Origin of the sequence: Streptomyces sp. CCM_MD2014, assembly GCF_000772045.1 — a bacterium.
GTDB lineage: Bacteria > Actinomycetota > Actinomycetes > Streptomycetales > Streptomycetaceae > Streptomyces > Streptomyces salinarius.
Genome location: NZ_CP009754.1, coordinates 4,956,398 through 4,973,549, shown reverse-complemented (window position 1 = coordinate 4,973,549; position 17,152 = coordinate 4,956,398). Strand labels below are relative to the sequence as shown.

Sequence of the window (17,152 nt, the reverse complement as noted above, 5' to 3'; positions counted from 1 at the left end):
GTGCGGGGCGGTGTGGGGAGGAGCATGGCAGGGCGGAGATTAACAATCAAGCATGCTTGCATGATTTTTGGGGACGCCTCCTCGAAGGCCGTCCGGCGCGTGACGCCTCAGTCCTTCTCGGCCCGCCAGACGGTCAGGTCCGCCGTGACGAACCCCAGGTCCGGCATCGCGGTGGACTTCACCTGGACGACGAGCAGCGCGATGTCGCCGTTGCGGTGCCTGACGCAGATCTCGGTGCCGGCCGCCACGACGGTCAGGGACAGGCTGCGGCTCTTCGCGTGGGCGGTGAAGAACCGGCAGTCGTCGTACGTGGTGCCCGGCCCGTCGGGCATCCACAGGAGCACGCTGGTGTCGCTCTCCAGCTCGCAGCCGACCTGCGCACAGCTGAAGCGGATGTCCTCCTTGGCGCCCTCGTGGCTCTTTCCGTCGCTCAAGGAGACCGAGTGGTCCCTGTCCACCTGAACGCCGCTGAAGGCCCGGGCCTGCGGCGTGGTGGGCCCGACGGCCGGCCCGTCGGTCGAGGCACTCGGCGCACCCGATGTACCGCTGGTACCGGAACCCGCCGTCGCCCCGGGCCCGTCCGTGGCCGCCGCGCCGGACGCCGACGCACGGGGTTCCGCCCGGTCCGGAGTTCCGGACGGGGACGCGGACGCGGCGGTGTCCCGGTCGCGGTCGTGGCTCCGGTCCATCGCGTCCCGGAGCATCCACGCCGAAGAGATCAGCAGGCCGGCCGCGGCCAGGGCGGCGGTCGCGAGCAGGGCCGCGCGTCTCCTGCGGCGCCTGCGCTCTTCCGGCCCGGCCGGCCGCTGCGGCGCGCCCGGCCCCCACGGCCCGGAGGCGCCCGGCCAGGGCGCCGCCGGAGCGGTCCCCGGGGACACGACGGGTGCCTGCGGGGCGGCAGGCGCGGTCCACGGCGCCGTGTGCACCGCGGTGGAACCCGGCGCGACGGCCGGCGTCACGGCCGTCGCCGCCCCCGTGGCCGCGACCGGCGGTGGAACCGTCACCGGCGGTCCGGCGATCTCCCGCCACACGGCGGGCCCGGTGTCCTCACCGCCGTCCCGGCCCAGCTCCCGGCGGCACCACTCGACGATCTCCGCCGGGGCGGCCCGTTCCCCGGGGTCGGCGGCCAGGCACCGGCCGAGGAGGTCGCGCAGGCGCTCGGGGAGCCCGGAGAGGTCGGGCTCCGAGTGGACGATCCGGTACAGCACGGTGGCGGCCGGGCCGTCGCCGTACAGCGGCCTGCCCAGCGCCGCGAACGCGGCCGTCTGCCCGAGCGAGAAGATGTCGGTCGCCGCCGTGACGTCGCCCCCGGAGGCCTGCTCGGGGGCCATGTACTGGGGCGTGCCGATGGTGGTGCCCGTGGCGGTGTGCGCCGTGCTGTCGGCGGCGAGCGAGATGCCGAAGTCGATGACGCGCGGTCCGTCGGCGGCCAGCAGCACGTTCGCCGGCTTGAGGTCCCGGTGCACGATGCCCGCGCCGTGGATGGCCTGCAGCGCCTCGGCGACGCCCGCCATCAGCCACAGCACCGCGGGCACCGGCAGCGGTCCGCTCCGGGCGACGGCGTCCGAGAGCGGGGGTCCGGGCACGTACAGCGTGGCCAGCCAGGGCGGGGTGCCGTCGGGGTCGGCGTCGATCAGTTCGGCGGTGTAGGCGCCCTTCACCCTCCGGGCGGCCTTGATCTCCCGGCCGAAACGCCGCCGGAAGGTCGCGTCGTCGGCCAGTTCCGACCGTACGACCTTGAGGGCCACGGGCCGGCCGCCCCGGGTGTGCGACAGATAGACCCGGCCCATGCCGCCCGCTCCGAGCCGTGCCGCGAGACGGTAACCGGCCACCGTGCGCGGATCGTCGTCCTGCAAGGGCTGGAAGACCTCGGCCGTGTGATTCATCGGTTCCCTCCCCGTGATCCCGATGAGCTGACCAGGTACGCAGCCTATGCGGTGCGGCTGCCGCGCGGCCCGGCCGGGGTGATCGGACCGACGGGGAGGGACGCTCTCACGCGGCCGCCTTCCGCCGCCCCACCTGTGTCCGCACCGCGCCCATGCTCGCCGCGATGACCAGGGCGATGGCGGCGGACTGGGTGGCGGACAGCGCCTGGTCGAGGATGAGGAAACCGGCCGCCGCTGCGATGGCGGGCTCCAGGCTCATGAGGACGGCGAAGGTCGGCGCGGGCAGGCGGCGCAGGGCGAGGAGTTCGAGCGTGTAGGGCAGGACGGACGAGAGCAGGGCGACGCCGGCGCCCAGCGCGAGCGTCACCGGGTCGATCAGCTTCGGCCCCGACTCGACGATGCCCAGCGGCAGGAAGAGCAGCGCCCCGACCGCCATCGCCATCGCCAGCCCGTCGGCCTGCGGGAAGCGGCGCCCGGTGCGGGCGCTGAAGACGATGTACGCCGCCCACATCGCGCCCGCCGCCAGCGCGAAGGCGGCACCGGCCGGATCGAGGCCGTCGAAGCCTCCGCCGCCCAGCAGGAAGACGCCGGCCAGGGCGAGCGCGGCCCAGACCAGGTTGACCAGGCGACGGGAGGCGAAGACGGACAGGGCGAGCGGGCCGAGCACCTCCAGGGTGACGGCGGGGCCGAGCGGGATGCGGTCGACGGCCTGGTAGAAGAGGCCGTTCATACCGGCCATGGCGATGCCGAAGACGACGACCGTGCCCCAGTCGGCCCGGGAGTGGCCGCGCAGCCGGGGCCGGCACACCAGGAGCATGACGACGGCGGCCACGGCCAGCCGCAGGGTCACCACGCCGAGCGCCCCGGCCCGAGGCATCAGGCTCACCGCCAGCGCGGCGCCGAACTGCACGGAGAGCCCACCGGCGAGGACCAGGCCGACCGGCCCGAGGGAGCCGAACCGCCCGCCCGGCGCACCGTCCGGCGCGGGCGCGTGGCCGACGGCGGGCGCGGCGGCAGCCGGGGACGGGGTGCCGGGGGTGGCGCTTGGGGTACTCACGGGGGCTCCGGGACGGTGTGCGGGCGGACGTCGTTCAGCATGCTGCACTGCCCGGTTCAGAGTAATGGACTCTGTCAGGCACATAGCGCTTTTACGCAACTGTCGGGGCCGGGACGTACGGCTGTCAACGCACGTCCGCCGGGCGAGCCGGGACCGCCCTGCCCTGGCCGCGCGGCCAGGCGGTACCGTCCACCGGGTGAGACGACTCCTGACCCGCCTCTGGCGCCTGCTGCGCCCCGTGCAGAGCCGCGTGATGTGGCTGGTGAACGCCAAGTTCGTGGTCGGCGTGACCGGCGTCGTGCGGGACGACGAGGGACGGGTCCTGATGCTGAAGCACCGGCTGTGGGCGCCGGGCCGCCAGTGGGGTCTGCCGAGCGGCTTCGCGCACAAGGGCGAGGACTTCCGGCGGACCGTGGTCCGGGAGGTCAAGGAGGAGACCGGCCTCGACGTGGAGGTGGGCCGGCTGGTCATGCTGAACAGCGGACTGCGCACCCGCCTGGAGGTGGCGTTCGAGGCCCGCCTGCTGGGCGGCGAGCTGCGCCTGGACCCGTTCGAGATCCTGGAGGCCCGCTGGTGCCGCCCGGACGACCTCCCCGAGGACGTCCAGCCGGTGTGCCGCCCGCTGGTACGGGGAGAGACGGTGCCCTGATTCCGCTCGCCTGGGTGTCGAAAACGGCGGTGCCCGATCGACGCCAGGGTGAAGGCAGTACGGCAGTACCCATCACCCGAGGAGGCACCCCTCATGACCGTGACCGCGGACCTGGCCATCACCCTGGACGGCTACGTCGCCGGCCCGAACGTCACCCTCGACAACCCGGGCGGCGACGGCGGCGAGCCGATCTTCGAGTGGATCCACACCCTGGCGAGCTGGCGGGAGCGCCAGGGCATGACCGGCGGGGACGAGAACCGCGACTCGGAGCTGATGCGCGAGTGGTTCGACGCCACCGGGGCGGTGATCATGGGCCGGATGATGTACGACACGGGCGAGGAGTTCTGGGGCGACAACCCGCCCTTCCGCACCCCGGTCTTCGTCCTGACCAACCGCCCCCGCCCCACCCTGGTGAAGGAGGGCGGCACCAGCTTCACCTTCGTCACCGACGGCATCCACAGCGCCCTGGAGCGGGCGAAGGCCGCCGCCGGAGACCGGAACGTGGACATCGGGGGCGGCGCGCACACGGTGCGGCAGTACCTCGCGGCGGACCTGGTCGACGAGCTCCAGCTGCACGTGGTGCCCGTACTCCTCGGCGGCGGGCTGCGCCTCTTCGAGGGGCTGGGGGCGCGGCGGCGCGACCTGGAACAGGTCCGGGTCGTCGAGACCCCGCTCGCCACCCACCTGAAGTACCGCTTCGTGAAGTGACCGTCACCCCATGGTCTTGGCCCCGTCCAGGGACTCCCGGATGATGTCGGCGTGCCCCGCGTGCTGGGCGGTCTCGGCGATGATGTGCATCAGCACCCGGCGGGCCGACCACTCGGTGTCGTCCTGGAACCACGGTGCCTTGGGCAGCGGCTGGGTGGCCCCCAGGTCGGGCAGGGTGGCGACCAGTTCGTCGGTCCGGCGGGCCACCTCGGCGTAGTTGGCCAGCACGCCGGCCAGCGTCTCACCGGGCAGCATCCTGAACCCGTCGGTCCATCGCGCCCGGTCGGCCTCGGTCATGGCCGTGAAGTCCCCCATCACGGACGGGCCGTCCAGGATGAAGTTCCGCCAGTTCCGCTCGACCGCGGCGACGTGCTTGATCAGGCCGCCCAGACAGAGCTCGCTCGCAGTGGTCCGCAACCCGGCCTGCTCGTCGGTGAGGTCACGGGTGGTGAAGCGCAGGAAGTTCCGGTGCTCGGCCAGCATCTCCAGCAGGTCGGCGCGCTCGCCGGTCGCGGCCGCCGGGGCCTGGGTCGGGTCGGGGGTGGTGGTCTGGTCGATAGCCATGGTCTGTCTCCGTCTTCCGGTGGGGCCGTTCCGTCGATCGAGAACCACGCTAGGAGCCATATAGGTCACATCCTGTCCTAGACGGCCCGGGGCACGAATCGATCACCGTGATCGCCCGGGCCGCGCCTTCAACCGATCCTTCCGGACGCGCCCGGCTCGGCGGGACGCGCCCGAGTCCTCGACCGGCTCCGGCGCGGCGGCCGGGGCGGACCCCCGCCGGCCTCCGACGAGCGGCGCGCTAGGAGAGCTTGAGAAGCAGTTCACTGAGTTCGGTCGGCATGGTGATCATGCAGTCGTGGCCGGTGGGCAACTCCCAGACCTGGGCGGCGGTGCCGTTGGGCTGGACCGGCGGGACGGGGCGACGGGTGACGCCCTCCGGCATGGCGCCGACATTGTGGATGTGCGTGCGCGGGATCGCGTCAGCGGCCGGGTTGCCCAGTCGCACCGGCTGCTGAAGACAGCGCACCGGCTGGTCCGAGAGCATCCCGTGCAGCCACGCGACGTCAGCCGGGTCGGTGACGCCGAACAGGCCGAACGGCGCGGGCCGCTCGGGCATCGGCGGCACACGCCAGCCGCTCTCGGACTTCTCGGCGAGCTCGATCAGCTGCCGTGTCACGGGGTGGATGTCGACTGCGGACTCGCCGTCCTCCGGGACCATCGCGTCGAGGTAGACCAGGTGCGCGATGCGTTCCGGAATCCGGTGGGCCGCGGAGGAGATCACCAGCCCTGCGTAGCTGTGGCCGACGAGTACGACGTCGTCGAGGTTCTCCTCGGTGATCAGCCCGACCACGTCGTCGACGTGCGTGTCGAGACCCACCTCCGGACCGAGCAGGTGTGCCTTGTCGCCGTAGCCGGTCAGGGACGGCGCGAACACCCGGTGCCCGGCGGCCTCCAGCAGCGGCACCACCCGCTCCCAGCACCGTCCGTTGTGCCAAGCGCCGTGGATCAGCAGGAATGTGGACATCGATCTTCCTTCGCGGGAGCAGATGAGCAGATGGGCAGATGGGCAGATGGGCACGGTCACGCGCATGCCGCCGATTCGCGACTCTGGCGGTTACTTTTCGTGCCTCGGTACTGTTTGAGTACCAAGAGCATGCTGGTGCACACGACGCACCACAGGCAATAAGGCACTTTTCGGTGCCTCGGTTCTCCGGAGGTAACCATGGACGCGGCACAGGGTGATCCGCAGTCGGTGGCGCGGCCCAGCGACGCGTGCCGGACCCGGGTGGTGCTCGACATCGTCGGTGACAAGTGGTCGCTGCTGGTCGTGCGCAACCTCAAAGACGGACCGCGCCGTTTCACCGAGCTCAAGAGGGCCATCGACGGAATCAGTCAGCGCATGCTCACCGTGACGCTGCGCGGCCTGGAGCGCGACGGAATCCTGACCCGAACCGTCCACGACGTGATGCCGCCGCATGTCAGCTATGAGCTGACGGACATGGGCATCAGCCTGCGCGAGGCCACCGCGCCTCTGCTCGAATGGAGCGTCGCGCACCTCGCCCGGATCGACGATGCCCGCGCCGCCTACGCTGCCCGCACCGGTCCACCGACGGCCTCATAGCGGGATGGCAAGCGGGTGCCACCAGGCAACCCCGCTCGGAGACACGGCCTGACGGCCTAAAGGGCGACCTCCCCGCCGCCCATCAGCAGCCCCAGTCCCTCGGTGTCGTCGAAGGCGTCCCCGGACAACCGGGTGACGCCCTGGGTGGCGGGCCCGTTCGCCGTGCCGGGCAGCAGGTAGGCCACTCCGTCGACCGTGTCGCTGCCCGGCGCGGTCACCACGAGGTCGGCGTGCCCGTCGCCGTCCAGGTCGGTGAGGCCCACGGCGGCACCGAAGTTCGCGTCCCCGCCCGGGGCGGCGCCGAGGTCGTCCCCGTCGAACAGCCGGGCGCCCTCGCCACTGAGCCCGTCCGGACCGCCCGCCAAAAACAGCACCTCCTCCGGCCCCGGCTCCCCGTACACGTCCCACCGGGGAGCCCCGGCCACCACGTCCGCGTACCCGTCGCCGTTGACGTCCCCGGTGGCCAGGCTGGTGAGGACGGCGTCCTCGTCCTGGGGTTCCGCGCCCGGCACGCCGGGAGTGTCCCGGTCGACGGTCGTCGTCCTGCGCGCCCGCGGGCCGTCCTGCGTCCCGTACACCACGGTCACCGAGCTGCGGCTCGCGTCGCCGCCACGGGGGCTGAGGACCAGGTCGTCGACTCCGTCACCGTCCACGTCGCCGATCGCGCCCTCGCCCGCGTCGGGGAGCCGGGTGTCCCTGGGCTGCGTGAAGCCGTCCCGGCCGCCGCGCAGGTAGCTCACCGGCTGGGTCCGGTCCCGCCAAGGCACTTCGGGTCCGGTGTCTGCGTCGTGGAAGCTCACCAGGTCGTCGATGCCGTCGCCGTCGAGGTCCCCGGCGAGAAGGTCGTCGTAGTTCGCGTGCCGGACGTGTGGGGCGGGACGGCGCGGAGCCGGGACGGGCCCCGTTCCGGCGGGGGTGCCGTCCCGCTCGAAGGGGCCCTTGAGCAGCCCCTTGCCGGAGCCCAGCCCGAAGATCAGGTCGGGGTGCCCGTCCCCGTCGAAGTCACCGCCGACGAGTTGCTCGTCCAGGAGCGGGTCGTCGCCCCAGGCGACGTGGCTGCCGTCGGTCCCCGGCACCCGGACGCCGCGCGAGAGCCCGCCCTCGGACCCCCACATGATGATCACGCTCGGCTTCCAGTCGAAGACGGAGGCGGCGAGGTCCGTGTACCCGTCCCCGTCGAGGTCGCGGGCCACGACGTCACTCCCGAAGAACGCCTCGTCCCGGTTGGCGCCCGGTATCCCGGGGTCGTCCTGCGTCAGGTACTGGCACCGGGCGATCCCGGTCCCGTCCCCCGCCCCGTACGCCACCGCGACGCTCCCCCCGCCGTACCCGCCCGGCACGTCCCCCATCGAGCCGAGGGCCAGGTCGGGATGCCCGTCGCCGTCGAAGTCGGCGGCGCCGTCCGGCGCGGGTCGGTCCGGCGCGGGAGAGGACGCGGTGCTGTGCACTCCCCCCGCCCCGCATCCGTACGGCGCCGCGATGCCGGCCGGCCCGTCGTCGGCGATCACCATCCCGGCGGCGAGCGCCAAGGCGACGACGGCCGCCCCGCCCCCGATCACCCGGGCCCGCTTGCCGAACCGCCGTCGCGACGCCGCCTCCACCTGATCACCCGAGCCGTCCATACGGACGATCACGCGTGGGCCGCGTCACGCGGTTCCGGTCAACGACTCGGGTCGGCGCCCCCGCCCTCCGTCACCGGCGGCCGACGGACGGCCTGCGCGGCCGATGCCGCAATGGCGCACGCGGCCGACAACTCGGCCACCGACCCAACCCGCGCATCGATGGGGTGAGTACCGTCCGCGATACGTGCCTCGATGGCGGCGGCGACCTGCCGCCAGACGGGTCGGGTGCGATCGAGCTCGGGAGTCGTGCGGTGGACGCCACAACCCTGCGGCAGACCGCGCGACCGATACCACGGTGCCATCCGGACTCCCGATGATCAGTCGCCGGTCGTACGCCCAAGTACCCCTCAGCGGCGACGCGTTGTGCCGCGCCCGGCGTCTAACTTCGACCGCATGCCCAGCAGATCGAACACCTCACGCAGAACCGTCCTGACCGCACTGCTCGCGGGAGCCGCGTCCGTGCCGCTCCTCGGGGCCGCCCCCGCGTCCTCGGCGCCCGCCGCCGTACTGGAGTTGCCCTCCCCCGCCGGCCCCCACCCCGTGGGCCGCCGCACCCTGCACCTCGTCGACCGGCACCGCGCCGACCCCTGGGTGCCGGCGGCGCGCGGCAGGGAGCTGATGGTGTCCGTGTCCTACCCGGCACGCCCGTCGGGCGGGGTCCCGGCGGCGTACATGACCGAGAGCGAGGCGCAACGACTCCTGGAGGCCAAGGGCCTCGCCGGGGTCGTACCGGCCGCGACGGTCGCGGGAACGCGGACGCACGCCCAACTCGACGCACCCACCGCGCCGGGCCGGTTCCCGCTGGTCCTGCTGTCCCCCGGCTTCTCCATGCCGCGCACCACGCTCACCGCGCTCGCCGGGGAACTGGCCGCCCGCGGTTACGTCGTCGCCGCCGTGGACCACGCCTACGAATCCGTCGGCACGGAGTTCCCCGGGGGCCGGGTTCCGCCCTGCGTGGCCTGCGACCGGGTCGGCGTCGACGTCGAGGAGGCGGTGGTCGTGGAGGGCCGGGCCGCAGACCTGTCCTTCGTGATCGACGCGTTGACGGGACACCGTAGAGCGGGCTTGCTCGCCCACGTGATCGACTCGCGCCGTATCGGCGTCGCCGGGCATTCGATCGGCGGGGCGGCCGCCATGGCGACGATGGCAGCCGACCGTCGCGTACGGGCGGGGGTCAACCTCGACGGGGGCTTCTTCGTACGCGACGCGGGCTCCGGGCTCGGCCGGCGTCCGTTCATGATGGTCGGCGCCGAGGCCGTCCACGGTCCCGCCAACACCGCCGGCGACTGGGCCGAGACCTATGACCGCCTGCGCGGCTGGAAGCGTTGGCTGACCGTGTCCGGGGCCGGGCACTTCTCCTTCACCGACATCCCCTGGCTGGCGGAGCAGCTGGGGCTGCCCGATCCGGAGGTGCCGCTCCCGGGCGAGCGGGGCTGGTACATCACCCGCGACTACGTCGGCGCCTTCTTCGACCTCCACCTCCGGGGCATCCCCCAGCCACTCCTCCAGGGCCCCGCCCCCTCACACCCCGAGGTCGAGTTCCACCGGCCGTAGGAGACCTCACCGGCGCTCTCCCTCCAGCCCCTCCGCCAGCACCTCCGCCAGGTGCCGCCCCCGCACCCCCGCCAGTTGCTCCAGCTGGGTCCGGCAGGAGAAGCCGTCCGCCAGCACCACCGCGCCGTCCGGAGCCTCGCGCACCGCCGGGAGGAGCTGGTCCTCCGCGCAGGCCGCCGACACCTCGTAGTGGCCGGCCTCGAAGCCGAAGTTGCCCGCGAGGCCGCAGCAGCCGCCGCTCAGCTCCCCGGTCAGGCCCGCCGACTCGCGCAGGCGACGGTCGGCCGCGTCGCCCAGGACCGCGTGCTGGTGGCAGTGGGTCTGCCCGACCGCCGGGAGGTTCACCGCCGGCGGGGTCCAGTCGGGGGCGTGGCGTTCCAGGGCCTCCGCGAAGGTCAGGACGCGCGAGGCCAGCCGGGCCGCGCGCGGGTCGTCGTGCAGCAGCTCGGGCAGGTCCGTGCGCAGGGCGGCGGCGCAGCTCGGCTCCAGGACGACGACCGGCGCGGACGTCTCCAGCACCGGGGCCATCAGGTCCAGCGTGCGGCGCATCACCGTGCGGGCGCGGTCCAGTTGGCCGGTGGAGACGTACGTCAGGCCGCAGCAGACCTGTCCCCGGCGGGCTGTCAGCAGCGCGAGAGCCGACGTCGACGTACCGTCGCCGATCACGCCGCGACTGCGCAGCGTCGGCGGCAGCGCCACCCGCAGTCCCGCCGCCTCCAGCACCCGTACGGCCGCCCGGCCCACGGAGGGCGAGAGGTGCTCGGTGAAGGTGTCGGGCCACAGGACCACCAGGTCGCCGTCGTCGGCCGCTCCCCGGCGCCGCCCCCGCCACCACCTGCTGAACGTCTCCCCCGCCAGCCGCGGCACCTCCCGCTCCCCCGCGATCCCGCCCAGCCGCTTGGCCACCGCGGCCAACGGCCGTACCGACGCCAGCGCGTTGACGACCGGTGCCGTCCGCGTCCGTGCCGCCCAGCGCAGCCACACCGGCAGCCATCCCATGGTGTAGTGGGCGGCGGGGCGGCGGCGTCCCTCGTAGTGGTGGTGCAGGAACTCCGCCTTGTACGTGGCCATGTCGACCTCGACCGGGCAGTCGGAGCGGCAGCCCTTGCAGGACAGGCACAGGTCCAGGGCGTCCCGGACCTCCGTCGACCGCCAGCCGTCCGTCACCAGCTCGCCCGCGAGCATCTCGTGCAGCAGCCGGGCCCGCCCCCGCGTGGAGTGCTCCTCCTCCCCCGTCGCCCGGAAGGACGGGCACATCACGCCCGAGCCGGACACCGACGTCGTACGGCACTTGGCCACGCCCACGCAGCGGCGCACCGCCGCCGAGAAGTCGCCGCCGTCGGACGGGTAGCCGAACGCCACGTCCACCGGCTCGCGCGGCAGGACCGAGAAGCGGAGGTTGGTGTCGAGGGGGGCCGGGCGGACCAGCATGCCGGGGTTGAGGAGGTCGTCCGGGTCCCAGACCGCCTTCGCGCGCTCGAAGAGGGCGACCGTCTCCGCGCCGTACATCCGGGGCAGCAGCTCGGCCCGCGCCTGCCCGTCCCCGTGCTCCCCGGAGAGCGAGCCCCCGTGCGCCACCACCACGTCCGCCAGTTCCTCCGAGAAGCGGCGGAACCGGGCGACCCCGGCGTCCGTCAGCAGGTCGAAGTCGATGCGGACGTGGATGCAGCCGTCGCCGAAGTGGCCGTAGGGGGTGCCGCGCAGACCATGGGCTGCGAGCAGGCTCCGGAAGTCGCGCAGGTAGCCGCCCAGCCGTGCCGGTGGCACCGCGCAGTCCTCCCAGCCCGGCCACGCCTCCGACCCGTCCGGCATCCGCGTCGCCGTACCGCTCGCGTCCTCCCGGATGCGCCACAGGGTGCGCTGCCCGGCCGGGTCGGTGACCACCAGCGCGTCCACGACGTCCGCGGCCCGTACGACGGCCTCCGCACGCGCGCGTGCCTCCGCCTCCGTGTCGCCGCCGGTCTCCACGAACAGCCAGGCCCCGCCCCTCGGCAGCCCCTCCGTGGACGGCACCAGGTCCACCGCCATGCCCTCCACCGTGAGCGGGCCGAGCGGAAGCAGCCCGGCCGCAGCCTCCGCCGCGCCCGCCTCGTCGGCGTAGCCCAGCACCGCGAGCGCACGCGCGCGTGGTGACTCGACCAGCCGGACGACGGCTTCCGTCAGCACGCCCAGCGTGCCCTCCGAGCCGCAGAAGGAGCGGGCCACGTCCGCGCCGTTCTCCGGCAGCAGGGCGTCCAGCGCGTAGCCGGAGATGCGGCGCGGGAGGTCGAGGAAGCCGGTGCGCAGGCGGGCCAGGTCGCCGTCCACCAGCTCCCGCAGCCCCTGCGGCGCCCCGGCCCACTGCTGCCCGAGCCGCAGCCGCCGCCCCCGCGCCGTGACCACGGACAGCTCGAGCACGCTGTCCGCCGTCGTGCCCCAGGCCACCGAGTGGGAGCCGCAGGAGTTGTTGCCGATCATGCCGCCGAGCGTGCAGCGGCTGTGGGTGGAGGGGTCGGGGCCGAAGCGCAGCCCGTGCGGGGCGGCTGCGTCCTGGAGCCGGTCGAGTACCAGCCCCGGCTGGACGACGGCCGTACGCGCCTGCGGATCGAGCCCGACCAGCCGGTTCATGTGCCGGGTGAAGTCGAGCACCACGCCCGTGCCCGTCGCCTGCCCGGCGATCGACGTACCGCCGCCCCGCGCCACGACCGGCACGCCGCGCTCCCGGCACACCTCCAGCACGGCCGCCACGTCGTCGGCGTCTGCCGGCGCGACGACACCGAGCGGGACCCTCCGGTAGTTCGACGCGTCCATCGTGGTCAGGGCCCGGGAGGTGACGTCGAACCCGACCTCGCCGCGGACGGCCCTGCGCAGTGCTGCCTCCAGATCGGTCATGCGTCCAGCATGGGCTCTCGTAGCTCCGCACAGGTCCGCACGGCGGAGATCTCGTCTCATCGGACGGACATGTCTTCGTCCGGTTTGGCCGAGGGGATACCCTCCGGCACGTGGCTGAGATCCAGATTCCTGCTGACATCAAGCCCGCGGACGGTCGATTCGGCGCGGGTCCCTCCAAGGTGCGGGTGGAGGCGCTGGACGCCCTGGCCGCCACCGGTACGTCCCTGCTCGGCACCTCCCACCGCCAGGCACCCGTCAAGAACCTGGTCGGGAAGGTCCGCGAGGGCATCCGCGAGCTGTTCCGGCTCCCCGACGGCTACGAGGTCATCCTCGGCAACGGCGGCTCCACCGCGTTCTGGGACGTCGCGACGCACGGCCTGATCGAGAACAAGTCGCAGCACCTGAGCTTCGGCGAGTTCTCCTCCAAGTTCGCCAAGGCCGCGAAGCTCGCCCCGTGGCTGGCCGAGCCGACGGTCGTCTCCTCCGACCCGGGCACCCACCCCGAGGCGCACGCCGAGGCCGGCGTGGACGTGTACGGCCTCACGCACAACGAGACGTCGACCGGTGTCGCCATGCCGATCAAGCGGGTGGCCGGTGCCGACGAGGGCGCCCTCGTCCTGGTGGACGCGACGTCGGGCGCGGGCGGCCTCCCCGTGGACGTGTCGGAGACCGACGTCTACTACTTCGCCCCGCAGAAGTCCTTCGCCTCCGACGGCGGCCTGTGGATCGGCGTCTTCTCCCCGGCCGCGATCGAGCGCGCCGAGCGCGTGCACGCGTCCGGCCGCCACGTCCCGGAGTTCTTCTCGCTGCCGACGGCGATCGACAACTCCCGCAAGAACCAGACGTACAACACCCCGGCCCTCGCGACGCTGTTCCTCCTCGGCGAGCAGCTGGACTGGATGAACGGCCAGGGCGGCCTGGACTTCACCACCGCCCGCACCAAGGACTCCTCGACCCGCCTGTACACGTGGGCCGACGAGTCCAAGTACGCCACCCCGTTCGTCTCCGACCCGGCCAAGCGCTCGCAGGTCATCGGCACCATCGACTTCGCCGACGACATCGACGCCGCCGCGGTCGCCAAGGTGCTGCGCGCCAACGGCGTCGTCGACACCGAGCCGTACCGCAAGCTCGGCCGCAATCAGCTGCGCGTCGCGATGTTCCCGGCGATCGACCCGGCGGACGTCGAGGCGCTGACGAAGTGCGTCGACTACGTCATCGAGAAGCTGTAGCCGCCACCACCGGCATGACGACGCAGGGCGCCCGGCGGACGATCCGCCGGGCGCCCTGCGCACATCAGTGGGATCTCTACTCCCCGACGAACAGCTCCTCGGCGCGCGTCACGCTCAGGGAACGGTCGAGCCACGACTCCAGCACCTCAAGATCGGTGCACTCGGTGACCCGCTCCCGGACAGAACCGGAGATCTCAATCCCCCGCGCCTTGAGGACGTGCAGAACAGCCTCCGCCTTGCCTTCGCTCTGGCCCTTGGCGCGGCCGTCGAGCCAGGACTCCTCCACAATCGAGTTGCTGCCCGGAAAGTTCGGGGTGTAAGTGGCCATCGGATTCCTATCGCTTCCAACGCGCACGACGCGGTCGCCTCCGCTGACCGAGAAGCCACAGCCGTTCCCGGCACACCGGACGAAGGGTGCCCAGCAGTTCATCCACCGGGTCTCCTCCGCGCATCCGTACGCTCTTACTCCTCGGCGAACAGCTCCTCGGCGCGCGTCACGCTCAGGGAACGGCCGAGCCACGTCTCCAGCGCCTCAAGATCGGTGCACTCGGTGACCCGCTCCCGGACAGAACCGGAGATCTCAATCCCCCGCGCCTTGAGGACGTGCAGAACAGCCTCCGCCTTGCCTTCCGCCTTGCCTTCGCTCTGGCCCTTGGCGCGGCCGTCGAGCCAGGACTCCTCGACAATCGAGTTGCTGCCCGGAAAGTTCGGGGTGTAAGTGGCCATCAGATTCCTCCAGTACTCACGACCCGGGCCTTCACCCAGTCCGATCTCGACGATCTCCGCCCAGTCCACCCGGTCCACATTCCCGGACCCGGACTTCCCCGCGTCGCCCGCCACTCCTGACGCCAGCGCGTCCAGTATCGCAGTCAGTCCCGGGTCCGAGGCGTAGGCGAGTGCGGAGAAGACGGCGACCCCGAGGTCTCGGGCCGCCTCGTCCGGCTCCGTGATCACGGGGAGGATGCCAGGCCCCAGGACCAGCGGGAAGACGACCATGCTGGTGTGGAAGCCGCGCCCGACACGGATCGGTTCCGACGCCCAGGCCGCGGTCGCCTTGTCCTTGCACACCACCAGGAGGAACGGCGGCAACCGGTACTTGGCGTACATGTGGGCCAAGTAGTAGGTCCAGCTGTTGTGCTTGTCCGGATCCGGCTTGCCCTGCGACTCGACGGCGAGCACGAAGCCGCCCTCCTCGCCGGGCACGTGCACGCGGAAGACGCTGTCCACCCGGCGCTCAAGTGGCCTGATCTCGGTGAGATCGGTGTCCAGGGGTTCGATCGCGGTGTGCTCCGGAAACCCGATGCCCGCCCGCGGCAACAGCCGGGCGAACAGCCCCGGATCCACGCGGAAGATCCGGTGCAACGCTTCATGCGGTGAACTGACCATGCGACGGAACGTAATCGCATGGGCACACTAAGCGCGGGGATTCGGACCTCGGTCAGCCGTACGGGTGAAAATGCCAGCGCTCTATGCCAGAACATACGCGCCTCCCGTGCAACGGCGGACGGCGCCCGGCGGCGCACCGGCAGGACGCATCCGGGCTTGAAGCTGACACCGTGTGAGGGCCTAGCGTTGCCGCCGTGGACGACGGGACGTGGTGGACGGTGGGCGAACTGGCGCACGCGTCCGGGGTGTCGGTGCGGGTGTTGCGGCACTGGGACGCGTTGGGCGTGGTGTCTCCCCAGCGCACGCCGAGCGGTCACCGTCGTTACGGCCCCGCGCACGTCACGCGTCTCTACCGGGCGATGGCCCTGCGCCGCACCGGCCTGGGGCTTCGGCAGGTCGCCGCCTTGCTGGACCGCGAGGATCCGGACCCGGCGGCGACCCTGCGCGCGCACCTCGACGACGTCGAGGAGGACCTCAGGCGGCGAAGCCAACTCCGCGACCGGCTCGTGGCCGCGCTCGGGAGTGCTGAGCCGGACCAGCTGATGAAGGTGATCGAGACCATGACCATGTTCGAGCAGTACGTGCACGGCTACCGGCCCGAGGAGAGCACGCGGCTCGCGGACCAGGCGGGCGCCCTGGTCGAGCTGCTGCACGGCGACACCCGGTTCCAACCGGGTGAGCGGGTCCTGGAGATGGGGTGCGGCGTGGGGGCGCAGACCACCGCCCTGGCTTCGCGCAGCCCGCACACGCACTTCGTGTCGGCCGACATCGCCACCGACTCGCTGAAGTCGGCCTCGGGGCGTGTCGATGCCGCGGGGTTCACGAACGTCGAGTTCGTCGAGAAGGACGTCTTCGCGCTCCCCGAAGAGGAGGGCGGGTTCGCCGCGGCCTCCTTCGACCACGTCTTCGTGTGCTTCCTGTTGGAGCACCTGCCCGCTCCGGTCGACGCGCTGCGACGGCTGCGGCGTCTCGTGCGGCCCGGCGGGACGATCACCGTGATCGAGGGCGACCACGGCTCGGCCTCCTTCCACCCGGACGACGAAGCGGCGCGCGCGGCCGTCGCGTGCCAGGTGACACTGCAGCGGCACGCCGGCGGTGACGCACTCATCGGCCGGCGGCTCTTTCCCCTGTTGCACGAGGCGGACTGGTCGGACATCGCCGTCAGTCCGCGCACCGTCTACGTGGACGGCAGCCGGCCGGAACTGGCCGAGAGCTTCACCAGACGCACCTTCACCGCGATGATCTCGGGGGTACGGGAGCCCGCCGTCGCGGCGGGGCTGATCGACCCGCGGACCTTCGACGCCGGCATCGCCGCCCTGCGGCGCACGGCCGAACCCGACGGGGTGTTCTGCTACACCTTCTTCAAGGCGGTCGCACACCGCCGGACCTAGTGCTCAGGGGTTCCCTGGGCCCGCATTCCTGCAAGGAAGTAGGCGGTGCGGCGGTCGTAGTCCTCCCGTCGTGGGCGGGTTCCGTGCTTGAGGACGAGTGCGCTGTCGTGGAGGAGCGCGTGCAGGTCCTCGGCGGTGAACTCCGGGCGCAGTGCGCCGGAGGCCCGGCCCTCGGCGACGAGTTCCTCGTTGATCTCGCCGCCCGCCCGGCAGATCTCCATGAGGCTCCGCGCGTCGGGGTAGGCCTGCAGCATGGTGTCGACGGTGGCGGGCTGACGGTACTGCAGATCGCGGATCGCGGTGACGTAGTACGTCATCCGTTCCCAGACGTCGTCGATGGCGCGGGTGCGGTCGATGATGGCGTAGATCTCCGTGGCGACGACCTCGGTGATGACGGCCTCGATGAGGCCGATCCGGCCGCCGAACCGGTTGAAGACCGTGCCCTTGCTCACCCCCGCCGCCCTGGCGACCTCTTCCAGCGGCACGGACAGGCCGCGGCCCTGGAAGGCGCCGATCGCGGCCTTGCGGATCTGCTCGGCATTGCGCTTGGCATCGGCGCGCAGCCGGGGTTCCGCGGACGCCGATCCGGCCGCCGCACCCGCCGCACCCGCGGCTCCGGTTGCTCCGGTTGCTCCGGTTGCTCCGGTTGCTCCGGTTGCTCCGGCCATCATTCG

15 protein-coding genes are annotated in these 17,152 nt (G+C 72.6%); 6 read left to right on the top strand and 9 right to left on the bottom strand.

Annotated features, from left to right (window positions below; genetic code table 11):
* Nucleotides 1-107 precede the first annotated feature (107 nt).
* Both NI25_RS22235 and NI25_RS22230 read right to left on the bottom strand, forming a co-directional pair.
* Nucleotides 108-1,886: a serine/threonine-protein kinase gene (locus NI25_RS22235; protein WP_061444121.1), complete on the bottom strand. Its 1,779-nt coding sequence runs from the start codon at nucleotides 1,884-1,886 to the stop codon at nucleotides 108-110.
* Nucleotides 1,887-1,992: 106 nt separating this feature from the next.
* Nucleotides 1,993-2,943 carry an EamA family transporter gene (locus NI25_RS22230; RefSeq protein ID WP_061444120.1) on the bottom strand — a complete coding sequence of 317 codons (951 nt, stop codon included), beginning with the start codon at nucleotides 2,941-2,943 and terminating at the stop codon, nucleotides 1,993-1,995.
* Nucleotides 2,944-3,139: 196 nt separating this feature from the next.
* On the opposite strand from NI25_RS22230, the gene NI25_RS22225 reads away from it, so the two are divergent.
* On the top strand, nucleotides 3,140-3,592 hold the full coding sequence (locus NI25_RS22225; protein ID WP_061444119.1) for an NUDIX hydrolase: 453 nt from the start codon (nucleotides 3,140-3,142) through the stop codon (nucleotides 3,590-3,592).
* A 93-nt stretch (nucleotides 3,593-3,685) separates the two neighbouring features.
* Nucleotides 3,686-4,300 (top strand): dihydrofolate reductase family protein, encoded by a 615-nt coding sequence (locus tag NI25_RS22220; protein WP_061444118.1) that lies wholly within the window; start codon nucleotides 3,686-3,688, stop codon nucleotides 4,298-4,300.
* Between the two features lie 3 nt (nucleotides 4,301-4,303).
* Here NI25_RS22220 and NI25_RS22215 read toward each other — a convergent pair whose 3' ends face one another.
* The gene (locus NI25_RS22215) at nucleotides 4,304-4,864 is read right to left on the bottom strand and encodes a DinB family protein (protein WP_061444117.1); all 561 of its coding nucleotides are present in this window, start codon (nucleotides 4,862-4,864) and stop codon (nucleotides 4,304-4,306) included.
* A gap of 238 nt (nucleotides 4,865-5,102) precedes the next feature.
* Entirely contained in the window at nucleotides 5,103-5,828 is a 726-nt protein-coding gene (locus tag NI25_RS22210) for an alpha/beta fold hydrolase (protein ID WP_078884698.1), read from the bottom strand.
* A gap of 198 nt (nucleotides 5,829-6,026) precedes the next feature.
* Between NI25_RS22210 and NI25_RS22205 the strand changes: the two genes are divergently transcribed.
* Nucleotides 6,027-6,425, top strand: coding sequence for a winged helix-turn-helix transcriptional regulator (locus NI25_RS22205; RefSeq protein ID WP_061444116.1), 399 nt, complete (start codon nucleotides 6,027-6,029; stop codon nucleotides 6,423-6,425).
* A gap of 56 nt (nucleotides 6,426-6,481) precedes the next feature.
* Here the strand turns inward: NI25_RS22205 and NI25_RS22200 are convergent, their stop codons facing one another.
* Nucleotides 6,482-8,059, bottom strand: a complete 1,578-nt coding sequence (locus NI25_RS22200) for an FG-GAP repeat protein (protein ID WP_233520761.1) — start codon at nucleotides 8,057-8,059, stop codon at nucleotides 6,482-6,484.
* Nucleotides 8,060-8,440: 381 nt separating this feature from the next.
* On the opposite strand from NI25_RS22200, the gene NI25_RS22195 reads away from it, so the two are divergent.
* Nucleotides 8,441-9,601 (top strand): alpha/beta hydrolase family protein, encoded by a 1,161-nt coding sequence (locus NI25_RS22195; protein WP_061444115.1) that lies wholly within the window; start codon nucleotides 8,441-8,443, stop codon nucleotides 9,599-9,601.
* A 6-nt stretch (nucleotides 9,602-9,607) separates the two neighbouring features.
* Here NI25_RS22195 and NI25_RS22190 read toward each other — a convergent pair whose 3' ends face one another.
* Nucleotides 9,608-12,472 (bottom strand): FAD-binding and (Fe-S)-binding domain-containing protein, encoded by a 2,865-nt coding sequence (locus NI25_RS22190; RefSeq protein WP_061444114.1) that lies wholly within the window; start codon nucleotides 12,470-12,472, stop codon nucleotides 9,608-9,610.
* A gap of 110 nt (nucleotides 12,473-12,582) precedes the next feature.
* Between NI25_RS22190 and serC the strand changes: the two genes are divergently transcribed.
* The gene (serC, locus tag NI25_RS22185) at nucleotides 12,583-13,701 is read left to right on the top strand and encodes a phosphoserine transaminase (protein WP_061444113.1); all 1,119 of its coding nucleotides are present in this window, start codon (nucleotides 12,583-12,585) and stop codon (nucleotides 13,699-13,701) included.
* Between the two features lie 76 nt (nucleotides 13,702-13,777).
* On the opposite strand, the gene NI25_RS22180 is transcribed toward serC, so the two are convergent.
* Together NI25_RS22180 and NI25_RS22175 are read right to left on the bottom strand one after the other, a co-directional pair.
* Entirely contained in the window at nucleotides 13,778-14,029 is a 252-nt protein-coding gene (locus NI25_RS22180) for a hypothetical protein (protein ID WP_061444112.1), read from the bottom strand.
* Nucleotides 14,030-14,163: 134 nt separating this feature from the next.
* Nucleotides 14,164-15,087: a hypothetical protein gene (locus NI25_RS22175; protein ID WP_061444111.1), complete on the bottom strand. Its 924-nt coding sequence runs from the start codon at nucleotides 15,085-15,087 to the stop codon at nucleotides 14,164-14,166.
* Nucleotides 15,088-15,281: 194 nt separating this feature from the next.
* Between NI25_RS22175 and NI25_RS22170 the strand changes: the two genes are divergently transcribed.
* Nucleotides 15,282-16,478 (top strand): methyltransferase, encoded by a 1,197-nt coding sequence (locus tag NI25_RS22170; protein WP_078884697.1) that lies wholly within the window; start codon nucleotides 15,282-15,284, stop codon nucleotides 16,476-16,478.
* Here the strand turns inward: NI25_RS22170 and NI25_RS22165 are convergent.
* Nucleotides 16,475-17,146, bottom strand: coding sequence for a TetR/AcrR family transcriptional regulator (locus NI25_RS22165; RefSeq protein WP_078884887.1), 672 nt, complete (start codon nucleotides 17,144-17,146; stop codon nucleotides 16,475-16,477). The genes NI25_RS22170 and NI25_RS22165 overlap by 4 nt on opposite strands.
* Between the last annotated feature and the right edge of the window lie 6 nt (nucleotides 17,147-17,152).